We start from the raw sequence: 23,290 nt of genomic DNA, 5'->3' as shown, positions 1-23,290 counted from the left end.
CGGAGGGCCGAAGGCCGCGGCGGTCGCGGGACGCGCCGCCGACGGCGTCATCTGCGGCGCCGGCCGCGACCCGCTGACGCTGCGCGCCCTGGCCGGCGCCGCCGCGGCGGAGGCGAGGCACCGGCCCGCGGCCTGGGCATCGGTGCGGCTCGCCGTCGCTGAGACGCCCGATCAAGTGGCGGAGCTGCGGCGCCGGATGCTGCCGCGCGCGATCAGCGCCGCCCGGTTCAACTTCGGCCGCAGCCTCGCGGGCAAGAACGTCCCGGACGCCTTCCACGGCGTGCTCACCGAACGCTTCGCCTCCTACGACTTCGCCTGGCACGGGCGTTCCGGCGCGACGCCCACGGCCGGGATGTTCGCCGACCGCCCCGACATCGAGGACTACCTGCTCGACCGGTTCGCGGTCGTCGGCACCCCGGCGCACTGTCGCGAACGGCTCATCGAGCTGCATCGCGAGGTGGACGGGATCTTCCTCTCCCTCCTCTTCGAGGACGTCCTGCACCAGGCCGGCCTGGTCGCGGACCTCTTCGGCACGGACGAACTGGAACCCCAGGGCCCCTGGGCGAGGAGTGAGGCGGGCGCCCGATGATGCTGAACCCCACCGACGAGCAGCTCGCCTACAAGGCCGAGGTGCGACGCTATCTGGAACGGTCCTGCCCGCTGTCGCGCACCCGCGCGCGCCTGGAGGGGCCGCCGGACCACGACCCGGACGCCTGGGCCGGCCTCGCCCGTCTCGGCGCGCCGGGCCTGCTCGTCCCCGCCGAGTTCGGCGGCGCGGGAGCCGGGATCACCGAGGCCGCCTTCGTGAGCGAGGAACTGGGCCGCGTCCTGCTGCCCTCGCCCTACCTGTCCAGCGCCGTGCTCGCGGCGCGCCTGCTCGTCCTGCTCGGTGACAAGGAGGCGAACGCCGCGCACCTGCCCGGCATCGCCTCGGGCGACACCGTCGCCACCGTGGCGTTCCTGGACGAGCACGGCCGCTGGGACCCGTCGCACGTGCCGGTGCGGGCGCGACGCACCGGTGACGGCTGGCGGCTGGACGGCACGGTCCCGTTCGTCACCGACGCCACCGCGGCGCTCCTCCTCGTCCCGGCGGTGACCGCTGACGGGCTCGGTGTCTTCGCCGTCGACGGCGCGCACGCGCACACCGAACCGCTCGACAACCTGGACCTGACGCAGCCGCTCGCCCGCGTCGGGCTGCGGGACGCCCCCGGCAAGGAGATCCGCGCGGCCGGCGACCCGCGGGACGCCATGGCGGAAACGGTGCGGGCCGCGCTCGCCTGCGTGACGGCGGCCCAGCTCGGGGGCGCCGAACGCTGCCTGGAGATGACGGTCGAGTACGCCAAGACCCGGGTGCAGTTCGGCAGGCCGATCGGCGCGTACCAGGCCATCAAGCACAAGTGCGCCGAGATGTACACCCGGGTCCAGTCCGCCCGGTCGGCGGTCCACCACCTCCTCGACGCCCTGGAGACCGGGTCGCCCGAGGCAGCCGAGGCCGCGCACCTGGCCAAGGCGTACTGCTCGCAGGCCTGCTTCGCCTGCGCGTCCGACACCATCCAGGTTCACGGCGGCATCGGCTTCACCTGGGAGCACGACGCCCACCTCTACTTCAAGCGGGCCAAGGCGTCGGCCCACCTGCTCGGCGACTCCACCCACCACCGCGCGCAGCTGGCACGCCGCCTGGCCCTCTGAGGCGCTGTCTCCGGACGGGAGATCGACATGAGAAGCTTCACCGGCTACGCGCGCAGCGCGCCCTCGCGGATCGCGGTCGTCGACAGGGACGGCCGGCGGATCGGCTACGGCGAACTGTCGGAGCGGGCGAACCGGCTGGCACGCGCCGTCGCCGCATCCGTCGACCGCGAAGGGGCGACCGTCGCGGCGCTGCTGCCCAACTCCGGGCTGGTGCTGCTGGCCGAGCGAGCGGTCACGCAACTCCCGCTCTACTTCACCCCGATCAACTGGCATCTCACCGCGGCTGAGGCCGGCTACATCCTCGCGGACTCGGGTGCGCGGCTCCTGCTGACCGCGGTTGAGTTCGCCGGGACGGCGCTGGAGGCGGCGGACCGCGCCGGGATGCCGCGCGAGCGGGTCATCGTGATGGACGGCGACGGCCGGGACGGCTGCACCGCCCTGGCCGACTTCATCGCCGATCAGCCCGCCGACCCGCCCGAGGGACGGGCGGCCGGTCAGCGCATGCTCTACACGTCCGGGACCACCGGACGTCCCAAGGGCGTGCGGCGCCCACTCACCGGCCTGTCGCCGGAGCGCGCGGCCGCAGCGGTCCTGAAACGGGCCGAGCTCTACGGCGCCGACCATGAGGAGGGGCGCTACCTGTCGGTGGCGCCTCTGTATCACGCCGCGCCGCTCGCCTACGCGGTGCAAGCGCTCGAAGCGGGCCACACCGTGGTCATCCTGCCTCGCTGGGAGCCCGTCGCGGCGCTGCGGGCGATCGAAGAGCACACCATCACCTGGACCTACATGGTGCCGATGATGTTCGCGGACCTGCTGGGCCTTCCTCCGGAGGTCCGCGCGGGCCATGAGACCGGTTCGCTGCGCTCGGTCGTCCACACCGCCGCGCCGTGCCCGGTGCACGTGAAGAAGGCGGTGATCGACTGGCTGGGGCCGATCCTCGCCGAGATCTACGGCGGCACGGAGGGCGGCGTCACCTTCATCGACTCCGCGCAGTGGCTGGCGCACCCCGGCAGCGTCGGCCGCGCCCGGGCGGGGGTCCGCATCCGGATACTGGACGAGTCGGGCCGCGAAGTCGGGCCCGGGGAGGTCGGCCGCGTCCACTTCTCCGGCACCGGGACGTTCGAGTACTGGAACGACCCCGCCAAGACCGCGGCGAGCCGGGTCGGCGGCATGACGACCCTGGGGGACGTCGGCCGCCTCGACCAGGACGGCTACCTGTACCTCAGCGACCGGGCCGCCGACCTCATCATCTCCGGCGGCGTCAACATCTACCCCGCCGAGATCGAGAGCGCCCTCCTGGAGCACCCCGGCGTCCGGGACGCCGGCGTGGTGGGCGTTCCGGACGACCGGTGGGGGGAACGGGTCGTCGCGGTCGTCGTCCCTGCCGCCGGAACGGCCCCGTCGGACGCCCTGGCCGCGTCGATCCGGGACTTCGCCCGGGAACGGATCGCGGGGTTCAAAGTGCCGAAGGACATCGAGTTCCGGGCCGAGGTGCCCCGCTCCGATGTCGGCAAGCTGCTGCGCCGCGAGCTGCGCGCCTCCCTGCGGGCGGCGACGGGGACCGGCCGTGAGCACTGAACGCCTGGAACTCGCCGCCAACGTCCCGCTGACCGCGCCCGGCGCCGAGCTCCGGACCTACCTGCGCGACATCGAGTCCGCCGGGGCGGACATGCTCTGGGTGCCCGAGGCCTACGGTAGGGACGCGGCTACCGTGCTCGGCTACTGCGCCGCCCTGACCGGGATGCGCCTGGCCAGCGGGGTGATGAACGTCTTCAGCCGGTCACCCGCGCTGCTGGCGCAGACGGCCGCGGCGCTCGACGAGCTGACCGGCGGCCGCTTCGAGCTTGGGCTCGGCGCGTCCGGCCCGCAGGTGGTCGAGGGCTGGCACGGCACACCGTTCGACCGGCCGCTGCGCCGCACGCGCGAGGTGGTGGAGATGTGCCGGATGATCTGGCGCCGGGAGCACCTCCGCTACGCGGGGGAGACCGTCAGCGCACCCCTCGACGGCTCGACCGGTGCCGGGCTCGGCAAGGCACTGAAGCTCATGACCCGCCCGCCGCGGCCGGACATCCCCGTCTGGCTCGCTGGCATGGGGCCCCGCAACGTCCGCCTCGCCGCCGAGATCGCGCACGGCTGGCTGCCCTCGCTGTACATCCCCGAACGCGCGGCCCGGATCTGGGGCACCTGCCTGGACGAGGGCCGGGCCGTCCGGGACGCTGGGCTGCCGCCGCTGCGCATCTGCGCCGGCGCGGCCGTCGAGGTGACCGGCGGCGGCGCGGCGGCGGCGACCGCCGCGCGCGACAAGGCCCGTCCAGCCCTCGCGCACTACATCGGCGGCATGGGGGCGTCGACGGCGAACTATTACAACGACCTCGTCCGCCGCTACGGGTTCGCCGCCGACGCCGACCTCGTCCAGCGCCTCTACCTCGCGGGCCGGCGAACGGAGGCCGCGGCGGCGCTCTCCGAAGAACTGGTCGAGGCGCTCACCCTCTGCGGACCGCCCTCCTACGTCCGCGACCGGCTGGCCGCCTACCGCGAGGCGGGCGTCACCGTCTTCCGGGTCAACGTCAACGCGGGCTGCGACGCGGTCCGCGCCGTCGAGCGCCTCCGGGACCTGACCGCCTGACGCGGGACCGGCACCGCCGTACCGACCTACGAACAAAGGACCGAGCAATGGAACGCGGCATCTACGCGCCCGAGCACATCGACCTCGCCGACACGCTGCGGGCATTCCTCGCCGAGAACGTCGTGCCCAACATGGAGGACTGGGAGGAGGACGGGCTCGTCCCGAGGGACCTGTACCGCCGGGTCGCTGACCTCGGCGTCCTCGGCATCCAGGTGCCCGCCGAGTACGGCGGCGCCGGGGAGTCCTCCTTCCTGTTCAACTGCGTGGTGACCGAGCAGATCGCCTACAGCCGCGCGACGCTCGGCTCGCTGCGCGTGCACACCGACGTCGTCATGCCTTACGTGATGAAGTACGCGACGGAGGAGCAGCGCCGACGCTGGCTGCCGGGCATGGCGAGCGCGGACGTCATGACGGCGATCGCGATGACCGAGCCGGGCACCGGCTCCGATCTCGCCGGGATGGCGACGGCGGCCCGCCGCACGGACGGCGGCTGGCTGCTGAACGGCGCGAAGACCTTCATCACCGGCGGGGCCCAGGCCGACCTGGTCATCGTCGTCGCCCGCACCTCCAGGCCGGAGAACAGGCGCGGCGGGCTGTCGCTGCTGGCCGTCGAGGACGGCGCGCCCGGCTTCACCCGCGGGCGCATGCTGAAGAAGCTCGGACTGCTCACCCAGGACACGTCCGAGCTGTTCTTCGACGACGTTTTCGTGCCCGACGCGAACCTGCTGGGGGAGGAGGGGCGCGCCTTCGAGTACCTGGCGGGCAACCTCGCGCAGGAACGGCTGTCGATCGCCGTCAACGCGCAGGCCCAGGCGGTGGCCGCGCTCGAGGTCACGACGCGGTACGTCCGCGAGCGGGAGGTGTTCGGCAAGAGCCTGTCGTCGTTCCAGAACACCAAGTTCGTGCTGGCCGACCTGGAGACGCAGATCTCCGCAGGCCAGGTCTTCGTGGACCGCGCGATCGCCGAGCACGAGCGGGACGCGCTGTCGGCCGCCGATGCCGCGAAGGCCAAGCTGTTCTGCACCGAGCTGCAGGGCCGGGTCGTCGACGCCTGCCTCCAACTGCACGGCGGCTACGGCTACACCCGCGAGTTCGACATCTGCCGACTGTACGCCGACGCGCGGGTGAGCCGGATCTACGGCGGGACGAGCGAGGTCATGAAGTCGATCATCGCCAAGTCGATGGGCCTGTAGCCGCTCACCGCTTCCCGGGCGCGGGGACCGTCCCGCCGAGCTGCTGGGTGAACCGGCGCGCGGCCTGCAGCACCGAGGCCGAGACGGCCCCCGCCCGCTCCGGCTCCCCCCGGCCCGGGATGGAGACGCCGACCGCGCCGATCGGCACGCCGCGATGGTCGAACACGGCCGACGCTGCGCCCCACACCCCGGGCCACCGGTCGCCGGACCCGCTGGCGACGCCGCGCTGGGCGACCTCGGCCAGCTCCCGGTACAGCTCCCGCCGGGCGCGCGCGTCGAACTCCGGCCTGGCCTGCGTCCGCACGATCGCGTCGATCTCCGCCTTGGGCAGCCACGCCATCACGGCGTGCCCGGTCGTGGTGTCGAGCGCGGCGTAGTGCCCGCCGAGCGGGACGTGCGCCCGGACGGGCTTGTCCGGTTCCACCTGCGCGAGGTAGGTCAGCCAGCCGTTCTCGAACGCGGCGAAGACCACGGTCTCCTCAATCTCGGCGACCAGCTCGCCGAGCGTCCGCCCGGCCAGCTCGTTGAGCCCGGTCGAGTCCTTAACGGCGCAGCCGAGCCGCCACATCTGCATCGTGGCCCGCCACTTGCGGTCCTCGTCCTGGGTCACGTAGCCCTCGTCGCGCATCAACCGCAGCGTGCGCAGGAGCGTGGGCGGAGTCAGCCCCGTCTTTGCGGACAGGACCGTGAGCGTCTGCGGCCCCGCCTCGCACACCGTGGCCAGCACGCGCAACGTCCGGTTGATCGCCCCGTCGCTCATGGTCCTCTGATTCCACTCAATGAAATACGATTCCACTGAGTATACAGCGAGGTGAAAACGAGGGTACGACGAACCGAACCACACTTCATCGGCGTTCGCGATCGCGTGCTTTACGAGGCATGGTCGAGGATCGAGCGGAGGGCTTTCACGATCGGTCCGATCAGAGGGGCGGCGGCCATCCGGTTGGTGACGTAGCCGAACCCGATGCCGTAGTCGGGATCCGCGAAACCCGCCTGGCCGCCGGCGCCGTCGTGCCCGAAGGAAGAGGGGCTCAACCAGGTCAGCGCCTCGGACGAGAGCTGCACGCCGGCGCCCCAGCGGTGGAACGGGCCGTCGGTCTCCGTGTCGGTGGCATTGGGGCCCGTGCTGCGCGGGACGGCGAGTCGCCGGACGGCATCGTCGGACAGGATGCGCACGCCGCGCGTCGGCGTGATCGTGGCGGACCAGATCCTCGCGAGGCCTGATGCCGTGCCGACTCCGGCGGCGCTGAGCAGGCCCGCTTTCAGTAGGCGCGGGTCGTTCAGGCCGGTGCCGTCCCCGACCAGGGTGAGCGGCAGGGCGCCACCGGCGGTCAGCATTCGGTGGGCCAGTTCACCCATCTGCGGGATGGTCTGTGAGGTCAGAAGTTCCGTTTCCGGTGCCGCGGTCGTGTACGCCAGGTGCCGGAGGTCGCGGTCGTCGGCCCGCAGGGTGACCGCGGCGTCCAGGGGAGCGGCGATCTCCCGGGCGAAGACGTCCGGTGCCTCCCGGCTCGTCGCGCGGCGGACGATCTCGCTGACCAGCGGTCCCCAGGTGAGTGCGTGGTAGAGGTGCGAGCAGGCGTCCGGCCACATCGGCCGCTGTGCCGCGAGGCGGTCGGCGAAGCCGCGCACGTCGGCGAGGTCGTCCGGGCTCATCGTGGTGTCGGGGGCGACGAGGCCGGCGCGGTGGGCGAGCACGTCGGTGATGGTGATGCGCTCCTTGCCGTGGGCGGCGAATTCCGGCCAGACGGAGGCGACGGGGGCGTCAAGGTCCAGCTTCAGCTCGTCGGCGAGCCGGGCGACAGCGACAGCACCGAGTCCCTTCGTCGCAGAGAAGAGCACCGCTCGGGTGGCGGCGTCCCACGGGCGTCCGGTCCTCGTGTCGGCGATCCCGGCATGCACGTCGACGACCTCCTCGCCGTCGTGCCAGATCGAGAGGGCGGCGCCTCCAGCGGCGGGATCCCCGATGCTCGATGCGAACGCTTCGACGACCGGTGCCATGCCCGGCGCGAACCGGCCTTTGACGGAGTCGGGGCGATGGTCGGCGAAAAGCACTCTGGGTCTCCCTGGGGGCCGGGGGTGGGACGGGCTGGGCCTGGCCCTCTCCAGGCCCAGCCCGCGCGGTGATCGGATCAGCCGGTGGCGGAGGTGAGTGCGGGCAGGTAGCCGAGGCGGTAGCCGTCGGCGTTGGGGTGGAGCGGTGCGGGGAGGGCTAGGGTGGCGTTGATCCAGGGGGTGCCGGAGCAGACGGCGTGCCCGGCGAAGTACGGCTGGGCGTCGACGAACCGGAAACCGGCCTTCGCGGCGCTCTGGGCGATGCCCTGGTCGAGCGCCCTGCCGAAGCGGTTGATCTCCTTGCGCTGGTACTGGTCGGGGGCGGGCCAGCTGCTGCAGCCGGCGGTCTCCTCGTAGAGGAGCGGGTAGCCGAGGACGTAGACGTCGGCGTGCGGGGCGGCCTGGCGGATCGCGGTGTAGGTGGTGTCGACCTTGGCCGTGACGGCGGGCAGCCCGGCGACGGCCTTGTCGATCGCGGTGGTGCAGGCGCTGTCGCCGGAGAGCAGGCAGGTCGACACCTGGTCTCCCCAGGCGGCGTCGTTCCCGCCGATGGTGATGGTGACGACGTCGGTCTGGGCGTTGAGCCCCGAGATCTGCTTGGCCAGCACGTCGTCGGTCACCGCGCCGCCGCAGGTGACGTCGGTGAACGTGCTGATGCCGTGGGCCTTGGCCCACAGCGTGGGGTAGCCCTGCGGGCTGCGGCCGCAGTCGAGGCTGGCGTTCGGCGCGCCGAGTCCGGAGGAGAAGGAGTCTCCCATCGCCACGTAGTGGGTGGACGAGTCGTAGGCGGGGGACGTGGCGCGAGCCGGGGTGGCGACCAGGCCGAGGGCGGCGGACAGGAGGAGGGGCGCGGCGAGGGCGCGGGCGCGTGGTCGGTGCACGGGAGTGCCTCCAGGGGTGGGACGGCTCGTCGGAGCCGGGCCGCAGCCGCGCGGTGCGGCCGGGGCGACAGAGGTTGACGCCGGGTAAAACTAATTCGACCTTTACCTCAAGTCAAGGTTTCCGGGGACGGGCGTCAGTCGTGATCCTCGATCCGCCATTCGTCGTGCCAGTCGAGGATCGGCATGTCGCCCTCGAACCGCACGGGCAGCCAGACGTAGTCGGCGATGGACGTGTCGACCTCGACCGCCGCCAGGTCCGTGCCGGGCTCGCCAGGCTCCCCGGCGAACATCCGCCGGAACGCATCGGGCGCCTGCTGGGCCAGCTCGGCGGGAACGTTCGGCAGCCATCGGTCGGCCAGGGCGATGTACAGGTCCTTCTTGGCCGGATGCTTGAAGACCGAGCTGATCTGCGACCGGAACGAGGTGCCCGTCGGGTCGGCGGGGTGCGGGTCGCCGAGGACGGTCCATGGTCCGTGGTAGGTCTCCGCCACCGCGACCTCCGAGCGGTTGGGGAAGTAGGCGGTGGTGCCGGACGTGAACAGGTAGTGCAGCCCGTCGCGGGTGAAGTGGGCGGGCGCCTCGCGGACGTCGGGCGGCCGGCGTCGCGGGAAATGGGTGGAGTAGTAGCCCGTCACGCCGGTGTAGTCCTCGGTGAGGTCCGCGCAGACCAGCTCGCTGTGGACCCGCTCGAAGTAGTAGTAGCCCTTGCCGTCGTCGGGTGCGACCACCAGGTCGAAGTCCCCGGCGTTCATTCCGAGCGGCCGCAGTCCGGTGCGCACGATCTCGTAGGGGCCGAGCAGATGGTCCGCGACGAGGACCGTCGAGGTCTGGACGTTTCCGGTGCCCATGATCTTCAGCCAGCACACGTACCTGCCCGCGCGCTCGTCGCGGACGATGTGCGGCCGGTCCATGAGCTGGGCGGGGTGGAGGGGCGACTCCGGGTCGTCCTCCACGGGCGCGATGATGAGGCCCTCGTCGGTCCAGTTGTAGAGGTCCGTGGAGGAGTAGCAGCGGACACCCCAGTGCCAGATCCCGCTACCCGGTTTCGATCTCTCCTTGTTCTCGCCGTACCAGTAGAACGTGCCGTCCACATGCAAGAGCGAGCCGCCGTGGGCCTGGATGCGTTCGCCGCCGGTGTCCAGCCACTCCTGTCCGGGGCGGATCGAGGTGTAGGTCATCGGTCACTTCCGGATGGCGCGGTCGTCCCGCGGACGACCAGGGACGGGGCGATCGCGTAGGTGACCGGGTTGAGGCGGCCGTCGATGCGTTCGCGCAGCAGCCGGGCGCTCGTCGAGCCGTTCAGCTTCCCGGCCGGGTCGATCGTGGTGAGGGAGATCTGCGGTAGGGCGCTGACCGGGATGTTGTCGGCGCCGACGACGGACAGGTCCTGCGGGACGCGCAGCCCGAGCTCGTGCGCCGCGCGCAGGACGCCCAGGGCGACCGTGTCGGTGCCCGCGAAGATCGCGGTCGCCGGCTCCCGGCGCCGCAGCGCGGTCAGGGCTCCGGCGTAGCCGCCCTCCTCGGTGAAATCGGTGGTGATGACGTCGGGTTCGAGGGCGTGGTCGCGCATCGCCGCGACGTACCCGTCCTCTCGGGCCGTCTGCGGCAGGACCGAGGGCCTGCGGAGCCTCCCCGTCGGCATGGTGATGTGGGAGATCCTCCTGTGCCCCAGTCCGGCCAGGTGCTCGACGGCCAGCCCGGCTCCGGCCGCGTCGTCGTCCATGACGCTGTCGAAGTGGCGCCCGCCGCCGTGGCGGCCGATGAGGACCGTCGGAATCGACTGCCCGAGGGTGTTGAGCGCGGTGTAGGGGAGGGTCGGCGCGATCAGGATCAGCCCTTCGACGTTCCGGTTGATCATGGTGTCGATGCTGGCGCGCTGGCGTTCGGGGGCGTCTCCGACCGGTGCGAGCAGGACGTCGAGGGAGGAGTCCCGCAGCCCTTCCTGGACGCCCTCGACGACCTGGGCCACGATCGGCGCGCGGATGTCGGCCACGACGCCGACGGTGTGCGACCGCCCGCGCATGGCGCGGGCGGTGACGTTCGGCCGGTACCCCAGCTCGGCGATCGCGTGCATGACCTTCTCGCGCATCGCCGCGCTGACGCCGTAACCGTCGTTGAGCACCTTGGACACGGCGGCCGGTGAGACGCCGGCCGCGCGCGCGACGTCCCGGATCGTGACGCGAGGGTCGTTCACGTGGTCTTCCTGTCGTGTCGGCGGGCGGTGGACGGCCGTAGCGCGCGGCGCGCGGTCGTGCCGTCATGGGCGGGGAGAGCTGTGGACCGTTTTACATTCTGCCTCCCCGTGGCGGCAAATGCCGCCGACGGCTGCGGGTCCCCCCGTTGTCAGGGATCGGTCAGGGGGAGGTTTCGGCAAGAAGATGCTTGACATGGCGCCAAGTCATGTATCTAAACTTCAGGTAAAGCTCATAAACCGTTCTACAACTCTCCGCGAAGCGTCGCCGATGTCGCCGGTCGACTTCGCCGAGGGACCGGTCGTGCGGCGCCACCCCCACCCCCGAGTCACCGATGCCCCCGTGCGGGGCCGGTCGCGGGACCCGATCGTGTCGAGGAGATCAGATGGCAACCAGAGGACGTCGCGGCCTCACCCGCGTCGCCGGCTGCGGCCTGCTGCTGGCGGCGCTCGCCGTCGGCGGCTGCACCAGCGGCGGCACGGACGGCGGAGCCGCGACCCGCAAGGACGACCTGGTGCTCGGGCTGGAGGCCGACATCCCCGGCTGGGACCCAGGCAAGATCCTTCCCGGCTCCGTGGCATGGGCGTCGTCCGCCGTCTACGACACGATCTTCAACTGCGACGAGTTCGGCAACGTCTCGCCGAACATCGCCCAGAGCTACCAGTTCACCGACGGCAACACGAAGCTGACCCTGCACCTGCGGCCAGGCATGAAGTTCAGCGACGGCACCCCGGTGGACGGTCCGGCCGTCAAGGCGGCGCTGGACTACCAGGTGAACGCGCCTGGCGGGAAGAGCTTCCTGCCCGGCGTCAAGGTGTCGTCCCCGGACGCCTCGACCGTGGTCATGACCACACCGAAGCCGAAGTCCTACCTCACCACCGTGATGTGCCTCGGCGCCGGGGCCATCGCCAGCCCCAAGTACCTCGCGTCGGGGAAGCTGGATCAGGCGCCGGTGGGCTCCGGTCCCTACCTCTACGACCGGGCCGCCTCGACGCCGGGCTCGGTGTACGTGCTCACCAAGAATCCGGCCAATTGGGACGCGGCCCGCTACCCCTACAAGAAGATCACCTTGAAGGTGCTCACCGACCGGACGGCGCGGGTGAACGCCCTCAAGACCGGGCAGATCTCCGGCGCGATCACCGACGCGTCGGCGCTCGGCCAGCTGAAGACCTCCGGGCTGACCGCGCTGGTGCAGCACGGCCAGTGGGCCGGCCTGCTCATCGAGGACCGCAAGGGCAAGGTCGTCCCGGCGCTGGGCGACGTCAGGGTCCGCCGCGCCATCAACATGGTCTTCGACAAGAACGCCATCGCCCAGAAGCTCTACCAGGGGCAGGCCGAGCCCACCGCGCAGATCTTCCGGAAGAACAGCCCGGCGTGGATCCCGGGCTTCCAGGACCCCTACCCCTACAACGTCGCGGCGGCCAGGAAGCTCATGGCCGACGCCGGCTACGCCAAGGGCTTCTCGGTGCAGATCCCCTACATCGCCGGCTTCGGTCTGGACGCCGCGATGCCGATCGTCATCCAGGGGCTGAAGGAACTCGGCATCAACGCCAAGCAGGTCACGCTGTCCGGGTCGAACGCCCTTCTCGACACGCTCAGCGGAAAGTACCCCATCATCTTCTGGCCGCTCGGCAACCACGGCGACTCGCGGCTCACCATCGACGGCGCGATCATCCCCACCGCGGTGTGGAACACCGAGAAGATCACCGATCCCACCATCGACCGGCTCTGGAGCACCGTCCTGTCCGGCCAGGGCAAGGAGGCGGCGACGGCGCAGCAGGAGCTGAACCGGCACGTCATCGACCAGGCGTGGTTCGCGCCGTGGGTGTACATGAACAGCTTCTTCGGCTACGACCCGAAGGCGGTCCGGCTGGAGAAGTCCACCGACCTCAACGCGCTCGCCCCCAAGCTGAGCGACTTCCGGTAGCCCACGGCCCCGAGGGATACCGATCATGCTCAAAGTCATCGCCGTCCGGCTGATCAGGACGGCCGCGGTCTTCTTCGTCGTCACGTTCGCGACCTTCGCGATCGTGTACGCCAAGCCGGCCGCCATCGCCCGCAACGTCGTCGGGATCAGCGCGAGCGACCAAGCGGTCCAGGCCGAGGTCGTCAAGCTCGGCCTGGACCGGCCGCTGCTGGAGCAGTACCGGCACTGGCTCGCCGGCCTGTTCCAGGGCGACCTCGGCCAGTCGTTCTTCACCGGTCAGCCGGTTCTCTCCACGCTCGGCATCCGGTTTCCCGTCACTCTCGCGCTGATGGTCCTCAGCCTCGTCCTCACCGTCGGCCTCAGCGTCCTGATCGGCGTCGTGTCCGCCGTCCGCGGCGGCTGGCCGGACCGGGTGCTCCAGATCCTGTCGGTGGTCGGCGGGGCCGTCCCGTCCTTCATCGTGGCGATCGGCCTGGTGTTCGCCTTCGCGATCGCGTTGCCGGTCTTCCCGGCCACGGGATATGTCTCCCCGGACGTCAGCCTCGGGCGCTGGGCGGCCTCGGTCGTGCTTCCGGTGGCGGCGATCCTCGTCGGGTCGGTCGCGAGCGCGGCGGCCCAGTTCCGCGGGGCCGTCAAGGAGGTGTTGGAGCGGGACTTCGTGCGGACGCTGCGCGCCAGGGGCATGTCCGAGCGAGCGGTCGTCTACCGGCACGTCCTGCGGAACGCGGGCGGGCCGGGGCTGACCGTGCTGTCGCTGCTGACCATCGGCCTGCTCGGCGGCGTCGTGATCATCGAGCAGGTGTTCGCGCTGCCCGGGATGGGGGTGCTCGTCGCGGGCGCGGCCTCGAAGGGCGATGTTCCTGTCGTCATGGGGTGCGTGGCCGTCACCGTGCTGCTCGTGTCGCTCGTGAACCTGGTGACCGACCTGCTCACCGCCGCGCTCGACCCGAAAGCGAGGGTGTCATGACAGCGCATCCAGTTGTGGCGCCCGAGGACGCGGTGGCGGCGCCCGCGGCCGGGCGCGGCCGGCGCGGCTGGGCGGGGCGCCTGCTCCGCAACCCGATGGCGGTCGCCTGCATCGTATTCCTCGGCGCCACGATCCTGTTCGGCCTGTCCAGCCCCTGGCTCGCACCGCACGCGCCGGGCGCGACCCAGCTCAACGCCGTGAACGCGCCGCCCTTCACTGCCGGGCACCTGCTCGGCGGCGACGGGTCGGGGCGCGACATCCTGTCCCGGCTGATGTGGGGCACGCAGCGGACGCTGTTCGCGTGCGTGGTCATCCTGGTCAGCGCTCTGCTCGCGGGCGTCCCGGCCGGCCTCGTTGCGGGGTACCGCCGCGGCGCGGCCGACCCGGTGCTCAACTGGGTCTCCGACGTGATCATGACGCTGCCCGGCATCGTCCTGCTGATCGCGCTGTACACGCTCATCGGCCCGAATCTGGTCGCGGCCATGGGGGTGTTCGGGGTCCTGGTGGCGCCGTCGTACTTCCGCCTCGTCCGCGGCGTGGTCCTCGGCGTGCGCAACGAGCTCTACGTCGACGCCGCCAAGGTCGCCGGCCTGTCGGAGGCCCGCATCATCGGACGGCACATCCTGTGGGCGGTACGGGCACCGGTCATCATCCAGAGCTCGTTCGTGCTCGGCGGCGGCATCGCCATCCAGGCGGCGGTGGACTTCCTCGGCCTCGGCGACCCGTCCAAGGCGTCCTGGGGAGGCATGCTGCAGGAGGCCTTCGCGAACATCTACAGCAACGGCTGGGCCGTGGTCTGGCCTGCGTCGCTGATCAGCCTGACAGGGCTGGCCACGGTCCTGCTCGGCAACGCGCTGCGCGACGCGCTCCAGGTCGGGGCGGCCCGGCGCTCACTGCCACGGCGCCGGCAGGAACTGATCTCTCGGGCCTTCGCCGCGAAGGCGGAGAACGACCTGCCGGACCGCTCAGCCACCGAGGAAGCGCTGCTGTCGGTCCGCGGCCTGAAGGTCGCCTACCCCCGCGAGGACGGTGGCGTCTCGCAGGTCGTGCGGGGCGTCGACCTCGCCGTCCGCAAGGGCGAGATCAGGGGGCTGGTCGGCGAGTCCGGGTCCGGGAAGACGCAGACCGCGTTCTCGGTGCTCGGCATCCTCAACACCGAGGCGCTGGTCGGCGGATCGGTCGTCTTCGACGGCGAGGACCTGATCGCGCATCCGGCATCGCGGGCCCATGCGCGAGGTCGCCGCATCGGCTACATCCCGCAGGAGCCGATGACGAACCTCGACCCCTGCTTCACCGTCGGCGCGCAGCTCGTGCACGGCCTGCGCGCCGTCCGGCGGACGAGCAGGCGCGCGGCCAGGCACGAGGTGCTGGCGTTGCTAGCGAGGGTCGGGATCAAGGACCCCGAGCACGTCTTCGGCCTCTACCCGCACCAGATCTCCGGCGGGATGGCGCAGCGCGTCCTCATCTGCGGCGCGGTCGCGGCCGACCCGGACCTGATCATCGCCGACGAGCCGACCACCGCCCTGGACGTGACGGTCCAGGCGGAGGTCCTGGACCTGCTGCGGGAACTGCGCGACGAGCGCGACCTCGGAATGGTCCTGGTGACCCACGACTTCGGCGTCGTCGCGGACCTGTGCGACACCGTCAGCGTGATGAAGGACGGGCGCATCGTCGACTCCGGGGACGTCCGGACGATCTTCCGCGAGCCGGGCCACGCCTACACCGAGGAACTGCTGTCCGCGGCTCGCGCCGTGGACTTGGACGAGGTGGGCACCGATGGATGAGTCCGGTTCCGCGAGCACGGCCGAGGCCGGGCTGGAGGTCAGGGACCTGCGCGTGGCCTACGGCAGGCGCCGGGGACGCGCCGAGGTCGTCAAGGGGGTCTCGTTCGGGATCGCGCCGGGCGAGACGCTGGGCCTGGTAGGCGAGTCAGGATCGGGGAAGACCACGATCGGTCGGGCGCTGCTGGGATTGGTGCCCGTGACCGGCGGCTCGATCACCTTCCGGGGGCACGACATCACCCGGCTGCCGCGCTCGCGGCGCCGCGCGGTCGCCCGCGACATCCAGGTGGTCTTCCAGGACCCGTACTCCTCGCTCAATCCGTCGATGACGATCGAGGACATCCTGGTCGAGCCGCTGCGGGTCGCTGGCGTGGCCGACGGCCGCTCCCGGGTCCGCGAGCTGCTGCGGCAGGTCGGCCTGCCCGACGACGCCGGGACGCGGTATCCCAGCGAGTTCTCCGGCGGGCAGCGGCAGCGGATCGCCATCGCCCGCGCCGTGGCCCAGCGTCCGGGCCTGGTCATCTGCGACGAGCCCACCAGCGCGCTGGACCTGACCACCCAGGCCCGGGCGCTCGGCCTGCTGCGCCGCATCCAGCGGGAGACCGGCGCCGCATACCTGTTCATCAGCCACGACCTCGGCGTGGTGCGGGAGGTCAGCGACCGCATCGCCGTGCTGCACGAGGGCGCGATCGTCGAGATGGGCGACAGCGAGCAGGTCTCGCTGCGCCCCTCCCACCCCTACACCCGGAGGCTGCAGTTGGCCACGCCCGTGCCCGACCCCGACGTCCAGGCGCGGCGCCGCCAGAGGCGCCGCGAGCTACTGAAGGCGGACGCATGACCGGCACCCCGCCGGGATCGGGCGAGGACGAGCGCTGGCTGGGGCACTGGATCGGAGCCGAGCCGGCGCCCGTCCCCGGGCTCGACGACGCGGTCACCGGGACGGCTTCGGGACGAGGGTTCTCCCGAGTGATGTTCCGCAAATCCTTCGACCTCGACGCGGTGCCGGAGACCGCGCCGCTGCGGCTGACGGCCGACGGCCGGTTCGTCGTCTGGGTGAACGGGCGGGAGGTCGGACGCGGACCGGTCCGGGCGCAGCCGCGCCGGTGGCGGTACGAGTCGTTCGACATAGCCCCGTTCCTGGAGCGCGGCACGAACGTCGTCGGCGTGCTGGTGACCTACTACGGCAGGGCCACCTCATGGTGGCATCCGGCGCCGCCGGAAGGCGGGATCAACGGGGACGCCTGCCTCGTGCTGGAGGCACGCCTGAGCGGGAGCGTCGTCGCCACCGACGCCTCCTGGCGCGTACACCGCTCCACCGCCTGGACCTCAATCGGCGCCTCCGGTGTCCCGTGCGAGGTGCTGGACGCCCGCGAGCTGCCCGTGGGATGGACGCGTCCCGGCTTCGACGACGCGCACTGGCCGACGGCGACGATCCTGACGGCTCGCCATTGGGGCGGGCTCGGACGCAGCCGTCCGCCGGTCAGCCCGTTCGGGAAGCTGCTGCCCCGGCCGGTGGCCGTGCTCGGGGGCGCCACCGTCCGGCCTGCGGCCGTACTGGACGCCCGGATCAGAGCGAGGCCCGCGTGGGCCAGTGACCACCCGGCGGCCCGAGCGGTGCAACAGCTGGAGTCCTCAGGGGAACCGGTCGATGGCGGGCTGCCGCTGTCGGTCACGGTCGGCGCCGACCGGACGCTCGACACCGTCCTCGACTTCGGCGCCGTGACCGCAGGCTTCGTGGAGCTGACCGTCGATGCTCCGGCGGGCACCGTCCTCGAGCTCGGTTACCGGGAGAAGCCGAAACGCGTCGGGATCGTCGAGACCACATCCGACTACGAGAGCGGTGCGCGGTACATCTGCCCCGGCGGCCGGGCGGACTACTCCGCTCTGGAGCCCGCGGGGCTGCGCTACCTGTACCTCAGGGCGCACGCGCCCGAGGCGGCCGAGGTGACGATCGTGGACGTCGCCGTCCGCGAGAACGTCTACCCGCACACCGGAGAGGCCTACTTCAGCAGCGACGACGAGGAGCTCGACCGGCTCTACCGCGCCGGTATCCGGACGGTGCAGCTCAACTCGTTTGACGCCTACACCGACTGCCCGACGCGCGAGCAGCGCTCCTGGGTCGGCGACGGGGTCGTCCACCAGATGGTGCACCTGGCCACCAACGAGGACTGGCGGCTGGCGGAGCACTATGTCGAGCTGGCGAACTCGCCGCGTTCCGACGGCATCCTTCCGCTCAGTGTGGCCGGCGACTTCGAGCAGTACGAGGGGTTCACGATTCCCGACTGGTCGCTGCACTGGGTCCACGGCGTGCACAACCTCTACCGCTACGTCGGTGACCGCGCCCGTCTGGCCGGCTACCTGCCCACCATCGAGCGGGTGCTGCGCTGGTACGAGCCCTACGTCGACGAACACGGGACGCTGAGCGACCTGCCCGAATGGAACCTGATCGATTGGTCGAGCGTCTTCACCACCGGCCGCACCTCGATCGTGTCGGCGCTGTGGGCCCGTGGCCTCGCCGAGTACGCCGAACTGTCCGACTGGGTGGGCAATGCCGGGTCCGCGGCCTGGGCACGGGAGCGTCACGCGGGTGTGGCGTCCTCGTTCGAGGACTTCTGGGACCCGCGGCGTGGCCTCTATGTCGACCACATCGTCGACGGGGAGCGCAGGCCGGCCGCCTCGCAGGCGGCGAACGCCGCCGCGATCGTCTCGGGCCTCGCACCGCCCGGAAGGTGGGAGGCGATCGCCGCGGCGATGATCGACCGCTCCACCGTCGTCACCCGGTCCTGGATCGGCGGCGACGGAGGCTACGACACCCGCAAGGAAGAGGAGCAGCGACGCGGCGTCCAGCGGATCGACTGGGACGCCGAGTGGGAGATCGTACGGGCGCAGCCGTTCTTCAGCTACGTCGTGCACGACGCCTTGGCCCGCGCCGGGCTCGCCGACCGGATCATCGACCTCCTGCGGGACTGGTCGGCGTTCCTGCACGACGGCTACGACACCTTCGGCGAGTGTTGGGGCTGGGGCACACCGGTGCACGGCTGGTCCAGCACCCCGGCCCGCGACCTGATCGTACACGTGCTGGGCATCTCTCCGGACCTGCCGGGGTCCGCGCGGGCGCGGATCGCCCCCCGGCCTGGCTTGCTGCGGAACGTCGCGGGCGCGGCCCCGACACCGCACGGGCTGGTCGAGGTCAGGATCGCGGGCGAGAACGTCCAGGTGGACAGCCCGGTGCCCGTCCGCTTCGTCGAGCCGGACGGCGCGAGCAGGGAGTTTCCCGCCGGGAGCCACCGGCTGACGATACGGCGCCCTGCGCTCACGACCGACGCGACCTCCGGGAGCCGGCGTGCTCGACTCCAGTGACATGATCACCGGGGACGCGGGCCCGTCGGCGGCCATCGTCCTCGTCCACTCTTTCCGGCTCGACCGCCCAGCGGACCAGGTGCGTTCCGCGCGATTTCGGGCGACCGCGCACGGCGTCTACGAAGCGCGCGTCAACGGTCGGCCTGTCTCGGACGCGGTCCTCTCCCCGGGATGGTCGGCCTACGAGTGGCGGCTGCCGGTGAGCGACGACCCCGTCGAGCACCTGCTAGCGGAGGAGAACATCATCGAGGTGCTCCTCGGCAACGGATGGTGGCGCGGCGGCCTCGGCTTCGAGGGCATGGACCTCGACTACGGCTCCGAACTCGGATTCATCGGCGAACTCGAAGTGGTGTACGCCGACGGCCGCGTCCAGCTGGTGACGACAGGCGACGGGTGGAGCGGGCGGATCAGCGACACCGTAGAGAACAGCCTCTACGACGGGCAATGCATCGACGCGCGGCAGCGTGGAACGCCGGACGCGGTGCCGGTGCGGCGGCTCGACGTCGACCGCGGCAGGTTCGTACCGCAGACCGGGTCCGCCGTGACCCGCCACGAGATCCTCAAACCGAGCCGCATCACCTCCTCGCCCTCGGGCGCGACGCTCGTCGACTTCGGGCAGAACCTGGTCGGCTGGGTGCGGATTCGTGCGCGCGGGCCGGCCGGCACGCGGATCGTCCTGCGGCACGCTGAGGCGCTGTCGGGCGGGACCTTGGCGACGCGGCCGCTCCGGTCGGCGAGGGCAACCGACACGTTCGTCCTGTCAGGCGGGGACGACGAGTTCGAGCCGACCCTCACCTTTCACGGCTTCCGCTTCGTCGAGGTGACGGGCTATCCGGGCGAGCTGACGGCGGACGACCTGGAGGCCGTCGTCGTGCACTCCGACCTCCGCCGTACCGGCCGCTTCTCCTGCTCCTCCGAACTCGTCAACCGGCTGGTCGAGAACTCCGTCTGGTCGCAGAAGGGCAACTTCCTCTCCCTGCCCACCGACTGCCCACAGCGCGACGAGCGGCTCGGATGGACCGGCGACATCGCGGTGTACGCACCCACCGCATGCTTCCAGTTCGACGTCGCGGACTTCCTGCACGGCTGGCTGCTCGACCTGAACGCCGAGACGCGGCACAACGAAGCCGGGGCCGTGCCCGCCGTCGTCCCCGACATCCTGAAGTACGCGCCCACATCGGAACCGGCTTCGCCGGTGCAGGGCATGGGCCCGACCGCGGTCTGGGGCGACGCGGCCGTCTGGGTCCCGCAAGCGCTCTGGCAGGCCTACGGCGACCGTGACCGGCTCGCCGAGCACTACCCGGGAATGGTCCTCCACCTCGAGTCGGTCGTTGCCAAGCTCTCTGGCACCGGACTGTGGGACCAGGGCTTCCAGTGGGGCGACTGGCTTGACCCGGACGCGCCGCCGGACCGGCCCGGGGCCGCGAAAGCCGATCCCGGCGTCGTCGCCACCGCATGCCTCGTCCGATCCGCGGCGTTCACCGCGGAGGCAGCGGAGGCGCTCGGGCACGCCGAGGACGCCCGCCGCTGGGCGGACCTCGCCGAACGCACCAAGGCGGCGTTTCTCCGGCATTACGTGGACCCGGACGGGCGGGTGCGGTCCGACTGCGCGACCGTGTACGCCCTGGCCATCTGCTTCGGGCTCCTGGACGGTCACCGCCGCCGCGCCGCGGGGGAGCGGCTGGCCGAGATCGTGCGCGCGCACGATCACCGCGTCACCACGGGCTTCGCCGGCACCCCCTACGTCACCTGGGCGCTGTCGGAAACGGGCCACGTCGAGGACGCGTACCGGCTGCTCCTGCAGACCAGGTGCCCGTCCTGGCTCTACCCGGTCACCATGGGCGCGACCACGATCTGGGAGCGCTGGGACTCGATGCTGCCCGACGGCACCGTCAATCCCGGCGAGATGACCAGCTTCAACCATTACGCCCTCGGTGCGGTCGCCGACTGGCTGTACCAGGTCGTCGCCGGCATCCGCCCGGCCGAGCCGGGCTATGCCCGAGTCAGGCTCGCCCCCACCCCAGGGCCGGGCCTGGAGTGGGCCGACGCGGCCCTGGACACACCGCGCGGAACCGTCGAGTGCCGATGGGAGCGCCGGGACACCCGGATCCACGTCACGGCGGTGGTCCCGGACGGGACGGAGGCCGAGGTGATCCTCATGGACGGTTCCGTACACCTCGTCAGCGGCGGCTCGCACGAATTCACCTACCTGGAGGAACGACGGTGACCACCGATCCGTACTTCCGGCGGCTCCTCGCCATGTCGGCCGCCCAGGAAGACCAGGACGTCGCGGGCGACCCCGAACGGGCCGCGGGCCTGGCACCTCAAAGGACCGACGGCTTCATCCCTCCCGACGTCCTCGTCACCGACGAGCACTCGCCAGGCCCGCACGGCCCGGTTCCGGTGCGCGTCTACCGGCCGCACAACGCCGAGGCCGAAGGGCCGGTCCTTGTGTGGTGCCACGGCGGCGCCTTCGCGTTCGGTGACATCGACATGCCCGAGGCCGACGTCACCGCGCGCGTCGTCGCCGCGCAGGCGGGCGCCGTCGTTGTATCGGTCGACTACCGGAGGGCGGCCGACGGCGTGCACTACCCGGTCCCGCTCGACGACGTGGTCGCCGCGTACGAATGGGCGATCCACCTGGCGGACGACTCCGGTACGGCCGGCCCCCGCGTGCACCTGGGCGGCGCAAGCGCGGGCGCCACCCTCGCCGCCGGGGCCTGCCTCCGGATCCGCGACACCGGCGGCCACCTGCCGTCCTCCCTGCTCCTGCTCTATCCGTGCATGCATCCGGTGCTGCCCGCCGCGTCGGCCGAACTGACCGCGAAGCTCACCGGATTCCCACCACAGATGAGATACGAGCCCGAAATGTTCGAAGCCCTCATCGAGAACTACCTGGGAGCGCCCGCCGCCACGGCCACGAGCTATGCGATGCCCGCCCTGGCGGACCTGCGCGGGCTGCCCCGCACCCTGCTGGTCAACTGCGAGCACGACGCGTTGAGAGCCTCCGGAGAGGCGTTCGCGGACTCCTTGCGGGAGGCCGGGGTGGACACCTGCTTGCGAACGGCGCCCGGCGTCGCGCACGGCCACCTCAACAGGCCGCACCTGGCCGAGGCCCAGCGGACCCTGGCCGACATGTCGCACTGGATCAAGGGGGAACCGACGTGCCGGTGACCGACGCGACCTGGGCGGAGCGCTTCATGGCGGGCGCGTTCACCGACCCCGCCGGCCGGATCTCCGGCCTCGGATACGAGAACCGGTCGGTAGGCGGCGAGCACGTCAGCGTCGTCACGCTCCGCTTCACCGCCGAGGACATGCGCGGCGAGGCGTACGAGGCGACCGCAGAGATCTTCCTCCCCGCCGTCCTCGCCGAGCGGCCGTCCGAGCGCGCACCCGTCTGGTTCAACTGCGGCTACGAACTCGCCGACGAGGCGGCCGCCGAGCGCGCCCGGCAGGGCTGGATCGTGGTGACGCCCTGCGAACCCGCCCCCGGCGAGGTGTTCCCCGGAGCGAACCCGCTCGTCCGGGGGCCGAACACCGAGTTCGTCCTCGCCCATCTCGTGCGCGGGCTCGCGTTCGCCGACCCGGCCGCGATCGTCTACTCCGGCGGCAGCGCCGGAGGATCCAGTGCGCTCCTGGTCGCCGCGGAGGCGTTCCCGGCGGCCGCCGCGGTGCCCGCCGTCCCGGTCGTCAACCTCGCCTACCAGGGCGCCTACCTCTTCGCGACCCTGCCGCTGCTCACGTCCGACCCGCCGCCGGACCACCCGGCGGTCCCCGCGCTGCTGCAAGTGACGGTCTCGATCGCCGAGGGGTGGCGGCTGGCCTACGGCGAGGACCTCTCGGGGCCCGGCTGGTGGGAGCACTCGCCGGTCGCCCACGTTCCTCGCATAACCTGCCGCGTTGCCGCGGTCTTCAGTTCGGCCGACTTCCTGATCCCGCTCGAACAGGTGGGCGCCGGCCTCGTGCCTGACGCACCCGCCGGGCTTGAGTTCGGCGCCGCCAGGGCCGCAGCCGACCTGACCGACGCCGAGCACGCCAGAATCCGCCTGCTGGATGTCCTCGGCGACGGGGCCGACGTCCAGGTGCTGCCCGTGCCGGCCGGGGCACCAGCCATGGAGGATCTCGACCTCACCCGTCCCGTGACGGAGACGCCGGTCCCGGTGCCCGACGTCCCGACCGGCGGCAAGCGCTGGCTGGTGGCCGTCGTCGATGAGGGACCGGCGCTTCTGGGCGGTCACTGGCGGCATGCGCTGGCGCCCGACTTCGAGCCGTTCGCAGCGCGGGCGATCGCGGACGGCATCGGTGTCGTCCAGCTGACGCGCGCGAAACTCGACCAGCTCCTCGACCGGTACCGCGGCGTGGAGTGGCTCGCGCCCGGGTTCCGCCATCTGGACCGGCCGCCGGCCGAGCAACTCGACGTCGAGCGTGGCCTGCGCGCCTACTGCGCGCTCTCGCCCGCCCACGCCCGGCGGTTCGCCGACCTCTATCCCGAAAGCGACGCGGAGAGGCGCGTCCTACCCGACGGCCTCGTACGCGACCTTCTCGGCCTCCTGCACTAGCCGGTCTTCGCGGCCCCAGCGCACCACGGGCGGCGCGCTGTCCCGTCCCCACCCCAAAGG

General features: G+C 71.8%; 18 protein-coding genes. 13 read left to right on the top strand and 5 right to left on the bottom strand.

From position 1 onward, the window contains the following. The 5 genes from F9B16_RS22880 to F9B16_RS22860 form a co-directional block, all read left to right on the top strand. On the top strand, positions 1-589 hold a 589-nt coding region (locus F9B16_RS22880; protein WP_151542155.1), incomplete at its 5' end, for an LLM class flavin-dependent oxidoreductase. Further along, positions 586-1,689, top strand: coding sequence for an acyl-CoA dehydrogenase family protein (locus F9B16_RS22875; RefSeq protein WP_151542154.1), 1,104 nt, complete (start codon positions 586-588; stop codon positions 1,687-1,689). The genes F9B16_RS22880 and F9B16_RS22875, both read left to right, overlap by 4 nt. Positions 1,690-1,716: 27 nt before the next feature. Next, positions 1,717-3,267, top strand: a complete 1,551-nt coding sequence (locus tag F9B16_RS22870) for an AMP-binding protein (protein ID WP_151542153.1) — start codon at positions 1,717-1,719, stop codon at positions 3,265-3,267. Then, positions 3,257-4,315 (top strand): LLM class F420-dependent oxidoreductase, encoded by a 1,059-nt coding sequence (locus F9B16_RS22865; RefSeq protein WP_225991869.1) that lies wholly within the window; start codon positions 3,257-3,259, stop codon positions 4,313-4,315. The genes F9B16_RS22870 and F9B16_RS22865 overlap by 11 nt, the downstream gene beginning before the upstream one ends. A gap of 47 nt (positions 4,316-4,362) precedes the next feature. Further along, complete coding sequence (locus F9B16_RS22860) at positions 4,363-5,508, top strand: acyl-CoA dehydrogenase family protein (RefSeq protein ID WP_151542151.1); 1,146 nt, start codon at positions 4,363-4,365, stop codon at positions 5,506-5,508. 4 nt (positions 5,509-5,512) lie between these two features. On the opposite strand, the gene F9B16_RS22855 is transcribed toward F9B16_RS22860, so the two are convergent. The 5 genes from F9B16_RS22855 to F9B16_RS22835 form a co-directional block, all read right to left on the bottom strand. Beyond that, positions 5,513-6,268, bottom strand: coding sequence for an IclR family transcriptional regulator (locus tag F9B16_RS22855; protein WP_151542150.1), 756 nt, complete (start codon positions 6,266-6,268; stop codon positions 5,513-5,515). Positions 6,269-6,378: 110 nt separating this feature from the next. Further along, positions 6,379-7,563, bottom strand: coding sequence for a serine hydrolase domain-containing protein (locus tag F9B16_RS22850; protein ID WP_151542149.1), 1,185 nt, complete (start codon positions 7,561-7,563; stop codon positions 6,379-6,381). 77 nt (positions 7,564-7,640) lie between these two features. Further along, a complete protein-coding gene (locus F9B16_RS22845; RefSeq protein ID WP_151542148.1) occupies positions 7,641-8,444 on the bottom strand; it encodes an SGNH/GDSL hydrolase family protein in 804 nt (267 codons plus the stop codon). A gap of 134 nt (positions 8,445-8,578) precedes the next feature. After that, positions 8,579-9,622 carry a family 43 glycosylhydrolase gene (locus tag F9B16_RS22840; RefSeq protein WP_151542147.1) on the bottom strand — a complete coding sequence of 348 codons (1,044 nt, stop codon included), beginning with the start codon at positions 9,620-9,622 and terminating at the stop codon, positions 8,579-8,581. Beyond that, positions 9,619-10,638 carry a LacI family DNA-binding transcriptional regulator gene (locus tag F9B16_RS22835; RefSeq protein ID WP_151542146.1) on the bottom strand — a complete coding sequence of 340 codons (1,020 nt, stop codon included), beginning with the start codon at positions 10,636-10,638 and terminating at the stop codon, positions 9,619-9,621. The genes F9B16_RS22840 and F9B16_RS22835 overlap by 4 nt, the downstream gene beginning before the upstream one ends. A gap of 383 nt (positions 10,639-11,021) precedes the next feature. On the opposite strand from F9B16_RS22835, the gene F9B16_RS22830 reads away from it, so the two are divergent. The 8 genes from F9B16_RS22830 to F9B16_RS22795 are packed head-to-tail and all read left to right on the top strand — an operon-like array spanning position 11,022 to position 23,230. Further along, entirely contained in the window at positions 11,022-12,563 is a 1,542-nt protein-coding gene (locus F9B16_RS22830) for an ABC transporter substrate-binding protein (protein ID WP_192808947.1), read from the top strand. Positions 12,564-12,588: 25 nt separating this feature from the next. Next, the gene (locus tag F9B16_RS22825) at positions 12,589-13,530 is read left to right on the top strand and encodes an ABC transporter permease (RefSeq protein WP_151542144.1); all 942 of its coding nucleotides are present in this window, start codon (positions 12,589-12,591) and stop codon (positions 13,528-13,530) included. Continuing rightward, positions 13,527-15,314, top strand: a complete 1,788-nt coding sequence (locus F9B16_RS22820; RefSeq protein WP_151542143.1) for a dipeptide/oligopeptide/nickel ABC transporter permease/ATP-binding protein — start codon at positions 13,527-13,529, stop codon at positions 15,312-15,314. Before F9B16_RS22825 ends, F9B16_RS22820 begins: the two co-directional genes overlap by 4 nt. Further along, positions 15,307-16,149, top strand: coding sequence for an ATP-binding cassette domain-containing protein (locus F9B16_RS22815; RefSeq protein ID WP_151542142.1), 843 nt, complete (start codon positions 15,307-15,309; stop codon positions 16,147-16,149). The genes F9B16_RS22820 and F9B16_RS22815 overlap by 8 nt, the downstream gene beginning before the upstream one ends. Next, entirely contained in the window at positions 16,146-18,671 is a 2,526-nt protein-coding gene (locus tag F9B16_RS22810) for a family 78 glycoside hydrolase catalytic domain (RefSeq protein WP_151542141.1), read from the top strand. The genes F9B16_RS22815 and F9B16_RS22810 overlap by 4 nt, the downstream gene beginning before the upstream one ends. Continuing rightward, positions 18,655-20,898: an alpha-L-rhamnosidase gene (locus F9B16_RS22805; protein WP_225991868.1), complete on the top strand. Its 2,244-nt coding sequence runs from the start codon at positions 18,655-18,657 to the stop codon at positions 20,896-20,898. Before F9B16_RS22810 ends, F9B16_RS22805 begins: the two co-directional genes overlap by 17 nt. Further along, the gene (locus F9B16_RS22800) at positions 20,895-21,845 is read left to right on the top strand and encodes an alpha/beta hydrolase (RefSeq protein ID WP_225991867.1); all 951 of its coding nucleotides are present in this window, start codon (positions 20,895-20,897) and stop codon (positions 21,843-21,845) included. The genes F9B16_RS22805 and F9B16_RS22800 overlap by 4 nt, the downstream gene beginning before the upstream one ends. Continuing rightward, positions 21,836-23,230 carry a hypothetical protein gene (locus F9B16_RS22795; protein WP_151542140.1) on the top strand — a complete coding sequence of 465 codons (1,395 nt, stop codon included), beginning with the start codon at positions 21,836-21,838 and terminating at the stop codon, positions 23,228-23,230. The genes F9B16_RS22800 and F9B16_RS22795 overlap by 10 nt, the downstream gene beginning before the upstream one ends. Positions 23,231-23,290 lie beyond the last annotated feature (60 nt).

Source organism: Actinomadura montaniterrae (assembly GCF_008923365.1).
Taxonomy (GTDB): Bacteria; Actinomycetota; Actinomycetes; order Streptosporangiales; family Streptosporangiaceae; genus Spirillospora; species Spirillospora montaniterrae.
Note: the sequence above shows the minus strand (reverse complement) of the source record. Positions and strands in the feature narration are given on the sequence as shown.

Excerpts from the sequence above, each read along its gene's own strand:
- F9B16_RS22830 (WP_192808947.1), top strand. The coding sequence starts at position 11,022 with ATGGCAACCAGAGGACGTCGCGGCCTCACCCGCGTCGCCGGCTGCGGC.
- F9B16_RS22860 (WP_151542151.1), top strand. The coding sequence starts at position 4,363 with ATGGAACGCGGCATCTACGCGCCCGAGCACATCGACCTCGCCGACACG.
- F9B16_RS22875 (WP_151542154.1), top strand. The coding sequence starts at position 586 with ATGATGCTGAACCCCACCGACGAGCAGCTCGCCTACAAGGCCGAGGTG.
- F9B16_RS22815 (WP_151542142.1), top strand. The coding sequence starts at position 15,307 with ATGGATGAGTCCGGTTCCGCGAGCACGGCCGAGGCCGGGCTGGAGGTC.
- F9B16_RS22810 (WP_151542141.1), top strand. The coding sequence starts at position 16,146 with ATGACCGGCACCCCGCCGGGATCGGGCGAGGACGAGCGCTGGCTGGGG.
- F9B16_RS22870 (WP_151542153.1), top strand. The coding sequence starts at position 1,717 with ATGAGAAGCTTCACCGGCTACGCGCGCAGCGCGCCCTCGCGGATCGCG.
- F9B16_RS22855 (WP_151542150.1), bottom strand. The coding sequence starts at position 6,268 with ATGAGCGACGGGGCGATCAACCGGACGTTGCGCGTGCTGGCCACGGTG.
- F9B16_RS22820 (WP_151542143.1), top strand. The coding sequence starts at position 13,527 with ATGACAGCGCATCCAGTTGTGGCGCCCGAGGACGCGGTGGCGGCGCCC.
- F9B16_RS22825 (WP_151542144.1), top strand. The coding sequence starts at position 12,589 with ATGCTCAAAGTCATCGCCGTCCGGCTGATCAGGACGGCCGCGGTCTTC.
- F9B16_RS22840 (WP_151542147.1), bottom strand. The coding sequence starts at position 9,622 with ATGACCTACACCTCGATCCGCCCCGGACAGGAGTGGCTGGACACCGGC.